The organism is Methylobacter sp. (assembly GCF_004322395.1).
GTDB lineage: Bacteria > Pseudomonadota > Gammaproteobacteria > Methylococcales > Methylomonadaceae > Methylobacter_A.
On record NZ_SCTW01000078.1, the window covers coordinates 38,144 to 52,997 of the forward strand.

The following is a 14,854-nucleotide window of genomic DNA, read 5'->3' on the forward strand; positions in this document are numbered from 1 at the left end:
AGCGCTCATCGATGATGATTAAAACAGCGTTTGATTACCACGTTGACTCATCATTGTAAGATTTTCGGGTTCATCGTTCGACCCTAGACGAACGACTTATAACTCCTGTTTAAGACGGAATTTACAACCAAGACTGACATAAAGAATATTTATTTGCTTAGAATCTGTCCGTGCAACCAATCCACGGTCTTCACTAAAGTGAAGATAGGGATATCAATGACAACACGCAGAAACGGAACATAATTAAGTTATGTAGAAGCGGACCAATACCCTTTCTACGCACACGATGAATAAAACCAGTCTGTTCAGTAAAATCTGACCATGGAGCAGGACACAACAAGGAATATTGAATGAAAAGAATGCTTATCAACGCTACGCAGCCGGAAGAACTGCGAGTCGCTTTGGTAGACGGTCAAAAACTGTATGATTTTGACATAGAAGTACCTTCGAAAGAACAAAAAAAGTCAAATATTTACAAAGGTATAGTAACCCACGTAGAACCCAGCTTAGAGGCGGCCTTTGTAAACTATGGCGCTGAAAAACACGGCTTTTTACCTTTCAAAGAAATCTCTCCGCTCTACCGTCAACCACAAGATGGCGTCGAAAGTGACGGCCGTCGTCCAGCCATAAAAGACCTGATTAAAGAAGGTCAGGAAATCGTTGTTCAAATTGAAAAAGAAGAACGCGGCAATAAAGGCGCTGCTTTAACCACCTATATCAGCTTGGCCGGCACTTATCTGGTGTTGATGCCCAACAATCCTAAAGCCGGCGGTATTTCGCGGCGCATAGAAGGCGAAACCCGCAGTGACCTGCGTGAGGTGATGGAAGCGCTTGAGATACCTGAAAGCATGGGGCTCATTGTTAGAACGGCCGGATGCGGCAAAAATGCCGAAGAACTGCAATGGGACTTAAATTATTTGCTGCAACTATGGGAAGCCATTGAACGCTCCGCCGAAGAGCATTCAGCGCCGTTTTTGGTCTTTCAGGAAAGTAATGTCATCATCAGGGCTCTGCGCGATCATTTACGCGGCAATATCGACGAAATTTTGATCGATAACGAAGAATCCTTCAAGCTGGTGCAAAATTTCTTAAAACAAGTCATGCCGCACTTTTTGCCCAAGGCAAAACTTTACCAAGATGCTGTTCCGCTGTTTAACCGTTACCAAATTGAATCCCAAATTGAAGTGGCTTACGGCCGTGAAGTTTCACTGCCGTCAGGGGGATCGATAGTTATCGATCATACTGAAGCACTGACTTCTATCGACATCAACTCTGCACGCGCCACCAAAGGCAGCGACATTGAAGAAACTGCGCTGAATACCAACCTGGAAGCGGCCGATGAAATTGCCCGCCAACTGAGACTGCGAGATTTGGGAGGCCTATTTGTTATCGACTTCATCGACATGATGTCCAATAAGAATCAAAAAACCGTTGAAAATCATCTCCGCGATGCACTTAAAATCGATCGCGCCCGTATTCAGACCAGCCGCATTTCGCGTTTCGGCCTACTGGAAATGTCCCGGCAAAGAATGCGCCCGTCGTTGGGTGATTCTACCCAGTTGCCATGTCCGCGCTGCAAAGGCCAAGGTACGATTCGCAATGTAGAATCGGTTGCGCTGTCCGTGTTGCGTATTCTTGAAGAAGAAGCCATGAAGAAAGGCACGGAAAAAGTCATTGCCCACTTGCCCATTGAATGCGCGACTTTTCTATTAAACGAAAAACGTAGCGCTATTGAGCAAATTGAAAACAGACTAAAAGTCGGCATTGTCATCCTGCCCAGCAAACATTTGGAAACGCCCGCTTATGACATTGAGCGCATTAAGGAAAAAGAGTCCGGCGATAATGGCAAAGCCAGCTACTTACAGATCAAAGCGGAAGACATTTCTATTCCCGAATTTGCCCAGCAAGTAAAACCGATTGCTGTAAAAGCGGCAGTCAAAGAATTCTTGCATGAATCGCCCGCGCCGGTGCAAAGCAAAAGCGAGTCAGCCAGCTTGATCCAACGTTTCTGGCATAAACTTGTAGGTTCCCCGGCAGCGCCGAAAGCAAAACCATCAGTCGTACAGACAACTGAAAGAACCAAGCCGACCATTGGTGAAAGCCGGACGTATAAAAATAAGGACAACAGACCAGGTCAGGGGCAAAGTCAGGAAAGAGGGCGTGGCCGTAACCGTGGCCGTGGACAAGGCCGTGATCAAACCCCGAAACAGGAACAAGCTCAAGCGTCTGAACAAGGACAAGCCCACAAACAAAAACCGGAGCAAAATCAGGCGTCACCTCGCCCAAACCGCCCTCCACGCGGTCAAGGAAGAAATGTAAAACGCAACCTCGATCCGGCTAATATACCTGTAACAAAAACAGAACAGATTAAAAGCGAAGCTGCTGAAATTGATATTACCGAGGTTATGTCAAATGCGCCTGAAGTTGCTTCTTCTGTTGCCGGAGAGCGGGAACAACCCAAAAGAAACAATGCCAGAAGAGGGCCTAATCGTAGAAGACCGCGTAACCCCAATTACAAAAGACCCGAAACAAATGGCGATTCAAATACTACGCATGAAACATCCAGCGTAAACAACGGTGAATCGCGTCCTACAGGTCCTCGTCCTTATGACAATGACTTTGCAGAAAAAACGGAAAAAACCGAGCGTCCAGAGCCTCAGACTAATGCCTTCAGTCAGGCTAGCAGTGGTAGTAAGCAGTCTGAAGCCCCAAAACAGGCTGAAGTGGTAAGACAAGAAACGGAATAACGAAACGGGGATTAGGGATAAGCTGCCTTATCAACTTAGAGCATAGCAGCGCCACAAAGAACACGAAGTTCACGAAGAGAAGCCAAAGCAAAACTTCGTGTTCTTTCGCGGCCTCAATCAAACTTGGCGCTTGCAATAGCTTTTTACGGGCATTCGGAACTTAGAACTTATCCGTAAATACTATTGGATTGGTTTTGGCGTTTATAGTCGGGCCATTTTTCATAGCGAACCAAGATTTTTCGGAACCGATTGAACCAGGCGCGGCAAACTTCCCAACCCACCGTTTCGGTTTGAAAGCCGGGGTTAGGGCTTTTTCTTTGCTTTATCCTCCTGAGCTCGGGTATGAGGAATATAAATATAGTCTCAAGCTACTTGTTAAACACCGCTGTATTTCGCTGCCGAAATTCACGTGGAGAACAACCAAACTGTTGCTTGAATGCCCGGCTAAAATGCGCCGCATCGTTAAATCCCCAACGAAACGCAATATCGGATAGTTGATGCCCTGCATAAACCGGATTTTGCAGATCTTTCCGGCAATTCTCCAGCCTGCGCTTCCAAACATAGCGCATCAGTGAAGTCCCTTCATCTTCAAACAAGCCGTTAATATATCGCGACGACAAGCCTGCATAGCGAGCAATTGCACCGGTATCGAGATCGGTATCCCGAAGGTTTTGCTCTATAAACGTCTTGATACCGTTAAGCGAAACTGACCTGCTTCTGGACAGATTAAAATCAACCGGACGTACTGATGCGACGGCTAATGTCAGCAAGTCCAGCGCATGGTCGGAAAGGCTGGAGAATTCGTGGACTTGTAGCTGATCGGCATGACTGGCCGACGAACGAAGGAAATTCGACGCAACGGATCCGATTCCTTGATTGCCGGGAATGCACAACGCAGTGCAACGGTCTATGCCTGCAATTCTGTCCCTAAACACAGCTCGGGGAATTGAAAGAATCAACTTGGCGAATTTGCCGGAGCAATGGATATTATGTGGACGGGTCGCGTCATAGATTGTCATATCCCCAGGTTGGAGCAAAACTTCTCGTCCATTTTGCTCCAACCGATAGTCGCCGGAAAGAAGCATAACCGCGAAGTAGGCGTCCTGGCTGGTCAAGTGCGGCTCTGTGGGCAATCGCTGTAACGAGATCGCGCTGGATTCGATTGTCGATAACTGAAGATCACTCCAAGGGTAAATGATCAGGTCTTGAGACAAGTCAGCATGCGCAGGCGAAATTATCTCAACGTTGGCGTACTCACGGCATATCACCTCACGCAACCAGTCGTACCTCTCACTAGGCGCAATCGCGCTGGTCGAAAACTTGAGTCCCACGCTGCCGGAACTAACCGACAGTTTGTCGGACGACACTGTTATATTCATGGTCCAGACCTTGCAAAAGAAATATCCACCTTTTGTTTCGCATAAAAATCAAAACAGCCGTTTCAGTCAAGTTTTAGTTCTGTTTCACACCAGCGGGAAACCGTAAAAAACCTCATACTAAAACCAATCCGGCTGACCGCTCTATCAATATTTATACTTTATAAGGACAATAAAATGGAAGAACTACTCAATCTCACGGCGCCTCGCATTGCGCTTGCCGCCTCCGGCATTTTCTTTATGGTTGGCTTACTGACAGGCGTATGGAAATACATCTGCATCAGACAGCACCCAAACGCTGAAGCGCCGCATTATGTGAACACCGCTCACCGTGCAGCGCTGATGTATGCGTTTGCTGCGCAATTGCTTGCCGTTTTCGCTGCGACCAGCGCATTTTCCGATACAGTAAATACCGTCGCCGTGATCTTTCCGCTGCTGTTTTTCGGTATCGCTATATTCCACTATATCATTCTCGGCTTGACCACTAAAAGCAATAACAGCATCCGTGATTCCGCCGACCGAACGAAAGATTATTTTATCCTGAATATTCTGGCGGCGGCTGAGATCGGCGGATTTTTTGTGTTGCTGTTGGGGTTCTTTTTGCGTATATGGGGTTAAATAGCTCACCAATAACTAGAACGGGTTCTAGTGCCATGTTAAGCTCAGCTGCACTTTTTATTTCTTCCAACATCATGCCAACACAACAGAAACAGGAGTACAAATATGGAATCTCAAGAGTTAATTAAAGTATGGGATCTGCCGCTTAGAATTTTTCACTGGCTGCTGGTTGCCGGATTTTTTATCGCTTACCTGACTGAAGACGACTTATTAACCATTCATGTCTGGGCGGGTTATTTGGTGACCGGCTTATTAGTGTTCAGATTGATCTGGGGATTTGTCGGCAACGACTACGCACGGTTCTCGAATTTTTTATGCGGCCCTGCCAAGTCGATTGCTTATGTTAAAGATCTGATTGCGTTAAAAACCCAGCGTTACATCGGCCATAACCCGGCGGGAGCGGCGATGATTGTGTTATTGCTGATCAGTTTGTTAGCGACGGTTATTACAGGGTTTGCAGTGTACGGCGCAGATCAGGCAGCCGGACCGCTAGCTGCGATAGGTTCCGCAAATGAAAAAATGTGGGAAGAAGTGCATGAGTTTTTCGCCAACTTCACGCTGGTGTTGGTGATTGTGCATGTTGTAGGCGTGGCCGTTGAAAGCTACATCCACCGCGAGAATCTGGCTAGAGCGATGGTACATGGGTTTAAGAAGAAATAAACCCAGTACGCAAATTCATTACGTTAAGTCCGCATGAAGCTTGCGGAATTCAGAGATTCCATACTCCTCATTCACTTATTATCCCGGATTTTGCAAGCTTCATCCGGGCTTTGGAGATACCTGCATCCATGCCGATATGACAACTCTGGGGCAGCAGCTGTACATAAAAAGATGAGCGCTACGCATAGGAGAAATACGCCTTAGTATTCGGATGAACCATAGTCAGATCGCCGTTTTTTCCCACCCAGCGATATTCGCTATGCTGCTCCACCGGAAATTGTTCCTGATCGGCATCGGCCTGTAGTTCATAAGCAAGAACAACGTAATGAGTACTGATGCCCGGTATATGAGCAAAATTTGTCTGGTATTTATGAGTAAATGCGCCCAATAACCGGGCATGATCAATTGAGTAAGACTTCCCTAACTCCGCTTTCGTTATCCTCAAAAACGCATCCTCTATTGATTCGTTTTTGAGGATTCGTCCGCCCGGTACGAACCACGAACCGGCAGCCGGTTCGTTTACCCGCATTCCCACAAGCAACTCGTTATCTTCGGATCGAATAATAAGGTCCAACGCTACTAGCGGCGTATTCTTCACCACTCTAATAAATTCGTCATGTTCAAGCATTTTCTCAGTCCAAGGTTTGTTAGGCCGACGGCCAATTTGATGTATATGATGTCAATTCCAGAGCTAGATGGGGGCGTTGTCCGTTCGAAAGGTTTTTCGTTGGTTAAAATAGCCATTAAGCTCAATCATTGTAAAAATGTTTGAGGCGGAGTTGCAAGCCTCGCCCCGCGTAGAAGGCCACGTTTGTGCCGATCTTTATTGCTGTTATCGTCAGAATCTATAAATATATGATTCATATTTAAGTCGATGATCAATTTTTCGTGCATTTGCCAAATTTATTATTTCCTGTTTTTGCTGTTCTGTTGCATCTCTCCACTGAAGAATTTCATCAATACTGCGAAAGCAACCAAGGCAAACATTTTCCTCATTTAGGCAGCAGTTCCTTACACATGGCGAGATAATATTTACCAATGAAGAATCTCCAAAGCTGGACGGGGCATGTCGCCGTTCGAAACGTAAGGCGTTGATTAAGCATAGGTATTACAAAAACATTTGGGACGGAGTTGAACACTCCGTCCCGCGTAAAGCAACACATGGTTATGGATGTACTCGGCCTATATTAATGTTCAACCTGTTGATAAAGCTCCGGCTGAGCCGCTCCTTCTATGACCAGTTCGGCCAGCGCGCCCTTATCAATCGCGCGTGTCAGGCTGTGATCGACCAGCAGGTATTTGCCGGGCACTTCGGCGGTAAATTCAATCATCACCGCGGAACCTGGAGCTATGACGGTGGTCTGGACGTTTTTCAGCGGCGGATTCATGATCGCCCCTTCCGGATACAGACTGTCAAAAATGGCTCCAATAATATGAAAGTTGGCTGCTACATGCGACCCGACGCCGACAAACAGGCGGATTTTCTCCCCCACTTTGGCTTTTAAAGCCCGCTCGCCGCTGAGCGAGTTGACCCTGCCGTTGAACAGGAAATACTCCGGCTTCTCTGCCAGCATCTTGTCCTTGCTAAACGCTTGTAGGCCTTTATCGCCGTACTTGCCGCTGGTGTAAAAATCGCCCTGCATCACGTAAAACTCGCGGTCGACTTTGGACAGGCCCTGTTCGGGTTCTACCAGGATCATGCCGTACATGCCGTTGGCGATATGGGTCGGCGTATGCGGGCTGGCGCAGTGATAAACATAAATGCCCGGATGCGTGGCTTTAAAGCGGAAACTTTTTTCTTCGCCCTGTTTGACTTGCGTTAACGGTGCGCCGCCACCGGGGCCGACTACTGCGTGCAAATCGATGGAGTGCGCAGAATGGCCGGCTGCGGCATGTTCAGTCGAGGTGTGTTCGCTATGGGCTTCAGACGCAGCACCCGGTTTGCCGTGATTCAGATGTATTTCCACCTGATCGCCCGCCCTGACGCGGATAAACGGCCCCGGCACCTTGCCGTTATAAGTCCAGTATTCATAGCTAACGCCCGGCATCATTTCGGCAACCACTTCATCGCTATAAAGATCGACGCTGACCAGCTGAGATTGTGTTCTGTTCAACGGCGCCGGTAAATCATCGGCACGGCGGCCGATGTCGTCCATTTCGCTTTGATGAGCATTTGCTGATTCGGAGGGCATCGGCATCGAGTGGTGCATCCCGCCACCTAGGTGCTCAGCCTTTTCTTCTGCCGGTATCGATTTATATCTGGCTTTCTCGGCTTGAGCAGCGGCGTATTTTTCAAGTTCCGCTTTGTTTTGCGCTTCGTCGGAGCAGGCGGCAATCAAGCTGCCCAGTGTTACTGTCAGTAATAGCAATCGGGATGATCTGTTCATGATTTTGCCTTTTGAGTGATGGAACTGCTCGGTACTTAAAACGAACGTGCCATGCGCGCCAAAGAGTCGCAGAGAAGGCGCGCACGGCGCGCCCTACCTTTATCGTCTGCGAACAACTTGATAAGGGCGCGTGACGTAGCCCAGCGGAACGCTCCAAACATGCACCAGCCGGGAGAAAGGAAAAACCAAAAACAAGGTCTGCCCTAAAAACAAATGCAATTTGAAGATAATGCCCATCTCGCTGACTTGATCCGCTGCGCCGCTGCGGAAAGTCACGATGCGTTGCGCCCATTCCCCCAGCAGCAACATATTGGCGCCGTCATAATGGTAAAGCGAAATGGGCAAGGTCAGCAGGCCCAGCGCCAGCTGTACGCCTATCAAAAGCAGAATAAAAATATCCATGCGGCTGCTGGTCGCGCGAATCCGGGGATCGGTCAGGCGGCGGCGTATCAGGATGATGATGCCTTTTAAACACACACCACCGAAAACACCGCCCGCAACAACGGCCAGGATTTGTTTGGCCGAGGTCGACAGGCCTAAAGCATGGTAAACCGCAGGCGGCGTCAACAGGCCGACGAAATGCCCGATAAACAGCAACAGGATGCCGATATGAAATAAATTGCTGCCCAGTCTTAATTCGTCGGCGCGCAGGAATTGGCTGGAACCTGTGCGCCAAGTGTATTGATCGCGGTCGTAACGCGCCAGGCTGCCGATGAAGAATACGCTGATGGCAATATAAGGGTAGTAGCCGAATAGTAAGGTATTGAGATAATCCACGATTGACTCCTTCTAAAAAGAACGGTTTTGCGCTTTTAAATATTCATCGCGCGGCGTGATTGTGATTGGACTGACAGCGTCGGATTGGCTTTTGCATGCATCCCCTGCTCCCATAAAACTGACGGCTTCTTCTTCCCAGATTTCATCCATGTTGACCAGGGTTTCATCCTCGCCTTCGGTCGAGGCTTGTTGGCGGATTTCATTAAACGCTTCGGGTTCACCTGCGAAACCTGCCAGAGCATCGAAAACTACGTGAAAATCGCTGCCGCGTTCGGTAAGCCGTGCGCCCAGCAAACTTAACACCGGCATCGCGTCGTGCAGTAACTGCACCGCTTCGGCCTGTTCTTGCTGCGATAAGAACTCCAGAAATAACGGGATGTAGTCCGGCAATTCATGGGTGGACATTTCAAAGCCGTGCGCTTCGTACATTTGCAGCAGGTTAACCATGGCCTGCCCGCGGTCGCGGGATTCGCCGTGGACATGCTCGAATATATGCAGCGACAAAAACCGTCCCCGGTCGAATAGCGCTACATACTGCTCTTGAATATTCAGCAGGTCTACGCCGCGATATGAATCGATCAACGCCAGTACGGATTTTTTATGGTTTTCCTGTAGCAGGTTTTCCTGTTCGACGACCGAGGCCATTTCGTCTAATGCTTCGAGCATCTCGGCTTCGGGATAGCTTAGCAGTAGCGATAGAACTTTTAGTGTAAGCATAATATTTAAAGTCTAAACAGATTAATTTACTCACCACGAAGACACGAAGTTTTTACTTGGTCTTTCTTCGTGCCCTTCGTGTCTTCGTGCTGAACTGTCTTTAGTTGACACATATACCTTTATTTTGCCGGTTCGACTTTAATCGGAATCTTGATCGGAATGCCGCCGGTTCGTTGCGGCTTCTTGTTGCCGCCAAACAAATTGGTATCATTGTTGCCCGTCGAACATCCGCTGCCAAAACTGAATCCGCAGCCGCCTTGCTCGCCGTAAGCATCGAAAGTTGAGCTTGCGTATTCGCGATGACTGCTTGGAATCACAAAGCGATCTTCGTAATTGGCAATCGCCATGTAGCGGTACATTTCTTCAACCTGTAACTGGGTCAAACCGACTCTCTCCAATACCTCGGTATTGGCCGTGCCATCGACGGTAAGGCTGCGCATATAAGCCCGCATCGCCAGCATCCGTTCCAGTCCCAACACGACGGGCTCCTCTTTACCTGCTGTCAGTAAGTTGGCCAAATACTGCACCGGAATACGCAATGAACGCACATCGGGAATATCGCCATCCATACCGATTTGGTCGCTTTCCGCCGCCGATTGAATCGGCGATAGCGGCGGCACATACCAAACCATCGGCAAGGTGCGGAACTCGGGATGCAATGGAAACGCGACTTTCCAGTCTATCGCCATTTTATAAACCGGCGACTCTTTTGCTGCTGTTAACCAGGATTCGGGGATACCAGCTGCTCGTGCATCGGCTATGACTTCTTCATCGAAAGGATCTAGGAAAACACCTAGCTGTTGTTGATACAAATCCTGTTCGTTCTCGCAACTGGCCGCCTCTTCGATACGGTCGGCGTCGTACAGCAATACGCCTAGATAACGAATCCGCCCGACGCAGGTTTCAGAACACACCGTAGGCTCCCCGGCTTCGATACGCGGGTAGCAGAACGTGCACTTTTCCGATTTCCCGGTTTCCCAGTTGTAATAGATTTTTTTGTATGGACAGGCGGAAACGCACATCCGCCAGCCGCGGCATTTGTCCTGATCGATCAGCACAATGCCGTCTTCTTCGCGCTTGTAGATCGAGCCGCTGGGGCAGGCCGCAACGCAGGTCGGGTTAAGACAGTGCTCGCACAACCTCGGCAAATACATCATGAAGGTGTTTTCAAATTCACCGTACATGTCTTTTTGGATGTTGTCGAAGTTGGTATCGCGCGAACGTGATGAAAACTCGGTGCCGAGGATTTCCTCCCAGTTCGGGCCGCCTTCGATTTTTTCGATGCGCTCGCCGGTAATGACCGAATAAGGACGCGCAGTCGGCGGCGTTTTGGATTCCTTGGCAGTATGTAAATGCTGGTAATCGAAATCGAACGGTTCGTAATAATCGTCGATTGCAGGCAAATCGGGGTTGCCGAAAATGTTGCGTAATATCTGGCGCTTGCCGCCTTGGCGCGGTTCTATCTTGCCGTTGATTTTACGCACCCAGCCGCCGTTCCATTTATCCTGGTTTTCCCACTGCTGCGGAAAACCTACGCCCGGCTTGGTTTCGACATTATTAAACCACGCATATTCAACCCCTTTACGCGAAGTCCAGACGTTTTTGCAAGTAATGGAGCAAGTGTGACAGCCGATGCACTTGTCCAGGTTTAGCACCATGCCTATTTGTGCGCGAATTTTCATTGTTCGTCTCCCGATGCAGCTTGCTCAGTTGAAATACCACCAACTTCGTCACCCCCCTTTGAAAAAGGGGGGTTAGGGGGGATTTGCTCTTCCAACCAATCCACTTTGCTCATCTTGCGCACAATCACAAACTCGTCGCGATTCGATCCCACCGTGCCGTAATAGTTAAAGCCGTAACTTTGCTGGGCGTAACCGCCGATCATGTGCGTCGGTTTAAGCGTCGCTCGAGTCACCGAGTTATGGATGCCGCCGCGCGCGCCGGTCGTTTCCGAACCCGGCACATTGACGATCTTTTCCTGGGCGTGATACATCATGCACATGCCTTCGGGAACACGCTGGCTGACGACCGCCCGAGCGACCAGCGCGCCGTTGACGTTATAAGCTTCGATCCAATCGTTGTCCTTAATGCCGACTTTCGCCGCATCGATTTCGCCCATCCATACAATCGGCCCGCCGCGCGACAAAGTCAGCATCAGCAAGTTGTCAGTGTAAGTGCTGTGTATGCCCCATTTCTGGTGCGGGGTAATGAAGTTCAATACCAGCTCGTCATTGCCGTTGGGCTTTTGCCCCAGAATCGGCGCAATGGAGCGGGTATCGACAGGCGGTTTATAGACGCACAAAGTCTCGCCGAACGCCCGCATCCAGCTATGATCCTGGTAAAACTGCTGGCGTCCGGTCAGCGTGCGCCACGGAATCCGCTCGTGGACATTAGTGTAACAGGCGTTGTAGCAGACATGCTCGGATTCCAGGCCGCTCCAGGTCGGCGACGAGATAATCTTGCGCGGCTGCGCCTGCACATCGTGGAAACGGATTTTGTCGTCTTCGCGCGGCCGCGCCAGATGGGTGTGATCACGCCCGGTGGCTTTGCTTAGGGCATCCCAGGCTTTAACCGCGACATGGCCGTTGGTTTCCGGCGCCAGCATCAGGATGACTTCGGTCGCATCGATATCGGATTCGATACGCGGCAGGCCTTTGCTGATGCCTTCATCGGTCACCAGCCGGTTCAACTCGCCCAGTTGCTTGACTTCGGTCTCGGTGTTCCAGCTTATCCCTTTACCGCCGTTGCCGATTTTGCTCATCAACGGGCCCAGCGAGGTATACATCTTGTAGGTGTTCGGGTAATCGCGCTCGACCACCACCAGCGTCGGCATGGTTTTACCGGGAATCGGGTCGCATTGCTTTTTCTTCCAGTCTTTGACTTCCAGCGGCTGGGCCAGCTCTGCCGGTGTGTCATGCAGGATCGGCACGGCGACTATATCTTTTTCCACGCCCAAATGCCCTACGGTCAATTCCGAGAATTTTTTGGCGATGCCTTTGTAAATGTCCCAATCGGAACGCGACTCCCAAGCCGGGTCAACGGCCTTGGACAAGGGATGGATGAACGGGTGCATATCCGAAGTATTCAGGTCGTTTTTCTCGTACCAGGTTGCGGTCGGCAAAATAATGTCCGAATACAAGCAGGTCGTGGACATCCGAAAATCCAGCGTGACCAGTAAATCGAGTTTGCCTTCTGCGGCGGTATCGTGCCATTCGACTTCCGAAGGCTTGTCGCCGCTATCGCCCAAATCCTTGCCCTGCAAGCCGTGTTGCGTACCCAGCAGATATTTCAGAAAGTATTCGTGGCCTTTGCCGGAGGAACCCAGCAAATTGGAGCGCCATACAAACATATTACGCGGAAAGTTTTGCGGGTTGTCAGGATCTTCGCAGGACATCTTCAGTTTGCCGCTTTTGAGCGATTTTACGACATATTCAATCGGGTCTTTTTTAGCTTTTTCCGCATCCCTGACCACCTGCAACGGGTTGGTTTGCAATTGCGGCGCGGACGGCAACCAGCCCATGCGCTCGGAACGTACGTTAAAATCGATCAGGCTGCCCTGCCAGTCTTTCGGCTTTGCCAGCGGCGATAAAATTTCGTTAACTTTGAGTTTTTCGTAACGCCATTGGCTGGTGTGATTATAAAAAAACGAGGTGCTGTTCATTTGGCGTGGCGGACGCTTCCAATCCAGGCCGAACGCCAGCGGCAGCCAGCCGGTTTGCGGGCGCAGTTTTTCCTGTCCGACATAATGCGCCCAACCGCCGCCGGACTGCCCGACGCAACCGCACAGCATCAGCATGTTCATGATGCCGCGGTAGTTCATGTCCATGTGATACCAGTGATTGATGCCCGCACCCAGAATAACCATTGAGCGGCCTTGGGTTTTTTCGGCGTTTCTCGCAAATTCCCGCGCTACTGCAATCACATTTTGCCGTTTAACGCCGGTGATTTTTTCCTGCCACGCGGGTGTATACGGCACATCTTCATCATAAGACGCAGCGACACTACCGCCACCCAAGCCGCGATCTATGCCGTAATTGGCGACCAGCAGATCGAATACCGTAGTCGCCCATACCTCGGTACCGTCGGCCAAGGTGATTTTTTTAACCGGCACATTTCGCTTTTGAATCGCATCATGGGCGGAATGGGTGAAGTGTGGATGCTCGGAACCGCCGAAATACGGAAAGCCGACGCTGGCGACATCGTCTTTAATATCGATCAAGCTCAAGCGCAAACGCACTTCCTGATTGTCTACGGTTTTTTGTTCGATGTTCCAATGCCCGCTTTCGCCCCAGCGGAAACCGATAGAACCGCATGGCGGAACTATGTGGCCGTTGATTTCATCATAGGCGACGGTTTTCCAGTCGGGGTTGTTGTCTTGCCCCAACTGGCCTAAAAAGTCCGAGGCCCTGAAAAACCGGTCTTGCACATAGCAGCCGTCTTGTTCCTTCAGCATAACCAGAAACGGCAAATCGGTATTTTCACGCACATATTGATTAAAATATGGGCTTTGCCGCTCGACATGGAATTCCTTGAGAATCACATGGCCTATCGCCATCGCCAACGCGGCATCGGTGCCTTGCTTCGGATGCAGCCACAGGTCGGCAAACTTGCTCGCTTCCGAATAATCGGAGCTTACGACTACGATTTTCGCGCCTTTATAGCGGGCTTCGGTCATGAAATGGGCGTCGGGAGTGCGGGTTTGCGGCACATTCGATCCCCACAGCATCAAGAATCCTGCGTTATACCAGTCCGCCGATTCGGGCACGTCGGTTTGCTCGCCCCAGGTTTGCGGCGATGAAGGCGGCAAATCGCAATACCAGTCGTAAAAACTCATGCTGACTCCGCCGATCAGCGACAGATAACGGCTACCGGCCGCATAAGACACCATCGACATTGCCGGGATTGGAGAAAAGCCGATAATCCGGTCGGGGCCGAAGGTTTTGGCCGTGTAAATATTGGCGGCTGCGATGATTTCGTTGACTTCCTCCCAATTGGCCCGAACCAAACCGCCCAAGCCGCGTACTGATTTGTATTCTGCGGTTTTGGCCGGATCTTCGACTATCGACGCCCAGGCATCAACCGGGTCTAAAGTCAGTCTGGCCTCTCGCCATAATCTGACCAAGCGGCCGCGTATCAGCGGATATTTAAGGCGGTTGGCGCTGTATAAATACCAGGAATAACTTGCGCCGCGAGGACAGCCGCGTGGTTCATGATTGGGCAGATCGGGACGGGTGCGCGGGTAATCGGTTTGCTGGGTTTCCCAGGTCACCAGTCCGTTTTTAACGTAGATTTTCCAACTGCAAGAACCCGTGCAATTGACGCCGTGCGTGGATCGCACGATTTTGTCGTGTTGCCAGCGCGATCGGTAGCTGTTCTCCCAGCTTCGATCTTCATTGGTCACCACACCGTGATTACCGGAGAAGGTATCTACTTTTTTCTTGAAAAACAGTAAGCGGTCCAGGAAATGGCTCATAAGATTTACCTATATATGTAGGGCAATCCCTTGTGGTTGCCCTTAGTGTTTGGCGTTTGTTTTGTTGGGGCAACCACAAGGGATTTGCCCCTACGTCAT

The 14,854-nt window shown here is 50.1% G+C and carries 11 protein-coding genes; 3 read left to right on the forward strand and 8 right to left on the reverse strand.

The window, feature by feature from the left end:
- Window positions 1-350: 350 nt before the first annotated feature.
- Window positions 351-2,747, forward strand: coding sequence for an Rne/Rng family ribonuclease (locus EPO18_RS11395; RefSeq protein ID WP_292433491.1), 2,397 nt, complete (start codon window positions 351-353; stop codon window positions 2,745-2,747).
- A gap of 368 nt (window positions 2,748-3,115) precedes the next feature.
- Here EPO18_RS11395 and EPO18_RS11400 read toward each other — a convergent pair whose 3' ends face one another.
- Window positions 3,116-4,126: a helix-turn-helix domain-containing protein gene (locus EPO18_RS11400; protein ID WP_292433492.1), complete on the reverse strand. Its 1,011-nt coding sequence runs from the start codon at window positions 4,124-4,126 to the stop codon at window positions 3,116-3,118.
- Window positions 4,127-4,300: 174 nt separating this feature from the next.
- Here EPO18_RS11400 and EPO18_RS11405 point away from each other — a divergent pair, with 174 nt between their 5' ends.
- Window positions 4,301-4,741 (forward strand): hypothetical protein, encoded by a 441-nt coding sequence (locus EPO18_RS11405; RefSeq protein ID WP_292433493.1) that lies wholly within the window; start codon window positions 4,301-4,303, stop codon window positions 4,739-4,741.
- A 105-nt stretch (window positions 4,742-4,846) separates the two neighbouring features.
- Window positions 4,847-5,401: a cytochrome b/b6 domain-containing protein gene (locus tag EPO18_RS11410; protein WP_292433494.1), complete on the forward strand. Its 555-nt coding sequence runs from the start codon at window positions 4,847-4,849 to the stop codon at window positions 5,399-5,401.
- Window positions 5,402-5,579: 178 nt separating this feature from the next.
- Here EPO18_RS11410 and EPO18_RS11415 read toward each other — a convergent pair whose 3' ends face one another.
- The 7 genes from EPO18_RS11415 to EPO18_RS11445 form a co-directional block, all read right to left on the reverse strand.
- Window positions 5,580-6,029, reverse strand: coding sequence for a GDP-mannose mannosyl hydrolase (locus tag EPO18_RS11415; RefSeq protein ID WP_292433495.1), 450 nt, complete (start codon window positions 6,027-6,029; stop codon window positions 5,580-5,582).
- A 210-nt stretch (window positions 6,030-6,239) separates the two neighbouring features.
- Window positions 6,240-6,440: a DUF1289 domain-containing protein gene (locus tag EPO18_RS11420; RefSeq protein ID WP_292433496.1), complete on the reverse strand. Its 201-nt coding sequence runs from the start codon at window positions 6,438-6,440 to the stop codon at window positions 6,240-6,242.
- A gap of 148 nt (window positions 6,441-6,588) precedes the next feature.
- Window positions 6,589-7,788, reverse strand: coding sequence for a copper-containing nitrite reductase (gene nirK, locus EPO18_RS11425; RefSeq protein WP_292433497.1), 1,200 nt, complete (start codon window positions 7,786-7,788; stop codon window positions 6,589-6,591).
- 99 nt (window positions 7,789-7,887) lie between these two features.
- Entirely contained in the window at window positions 7,888-8,565 is a 678-nt protein-coding gene (gene narI / locus EPO18_RS11430; RefSeq protein WP_292433498.1) for a respiratory nitrate reductase subunit gamma, read from the reverse strand.
- 12 nt (window positions 8,566-8,577) lie between these two features.
- Window positions 8,578-9,282 carry a nitrate reductase molybdenum cofactor assembly chaperone gene (narJ, locus tag EPO18_RS11435; RefSeq protein ID WP_292433499.1) on the reverse strand — a complete coding sequence of 235 codons (705 nt, stop codon included), beginning with the start codon at window positions 9,280-9,282 and terminating at the stop codon, window positions 8,578-8,580.
- 119 nt (window positions 9,283-9,401) lie between these two features.
- Window positions 9,402-10,964 carry a nitrate reductase subunit beta gene (narH, locus tag EPO18_RS11440; RefSeq protein WP_292433500.1) on the reverse strand — a complete coding sequence of 521 codons (1,563 nt, stop codon included), beginning with the start codon at window positions 10,962-10,964 and terminating at the stop codon, window positions 9,402-9,404.
- Window positions 10,961-14,755 (reverse strand): nitrate reductase subunit alpha, encoded by a 3,795-nt coding sequence (locus EPO18_RS11445; RefSeq protein WP_292433501.1) that lies wholly within the window; start codon window positions 14,753-14,755, stop codon window positions 10,961-10,963. Before EPO18_RS11445 ends, narH begins: the two co-directional genes overlap by 4 nt.
- Between the last annotated feature and the right edge of the window lie 99 nt (window positions 14,756-14,854).

Excerpts from the sequence above, each read along its gene's own strand:
- EPO18_RS11410 (WP_292433494.1), top strand. The coding sequence starts at position 4,847 with ATGGAATCTCAAGAGTTAATTAAAGTATGGGATCTGCCGCTTAGAATT.
- nirK (WP_292433497.1), bottom strand. The coding sequence starts at position 7,788 with ATGAACAGATCATCCCGATTGCTATTACTGACAGTAACACTGGGCAGC.
- narH (WP_292433500.1), bottom strand. The coding sequence starts at position 10,964 with ATGAAAATTCGCGCACAAATAGGCATGGTGCTAAACCTGGACAAGTGC.
- EPO18_RS11395 (WP_292433491.1), top strand. The coding sequence starts at position 351 with ATGAAAAGAATGCTTATCAACGCTACGCAGCCGGAAGAACTGCGAGTC.
- EPO18_RS11415 (WP_292433495.1), bottom strand. The coding sequence starts at position 6,029 with ATGCTTGAACATGACGAATTTATTAGAGTGGTGAAGAATACGCCGCTA.
- EPO18_RS11445 (WP_292433501.1), bottom strand. The coding sequence starts at position 14,755 with ATGAGCCATTTCCTGGACCGCTTACTGTTTTTCAAGAAAAAAGTAGAT.
- narJ (WP_292433499.1), bottom strand. The coding sequence starts at position 9,282 with ATGCTTACACTAAAAGTTCTATCGCTACTGCTAAGCTATCCCGAAGCC.
- EPO18_RS11400 (WP_292433492.1), bottom strand. The coding sequence starts at position 4,126 with ATGAATATAACAGTGTCGTCCGACAAACTGTCGGTTAGTTCCGGCAGC.
- EPO18_RS11405 (WP_292433493.1), top strand. The coding sequence starts at position 4,301 with ATGGAAGAACTACTCAATCTCACGGCGCCTCGCATTGCGCTTGCCGCC.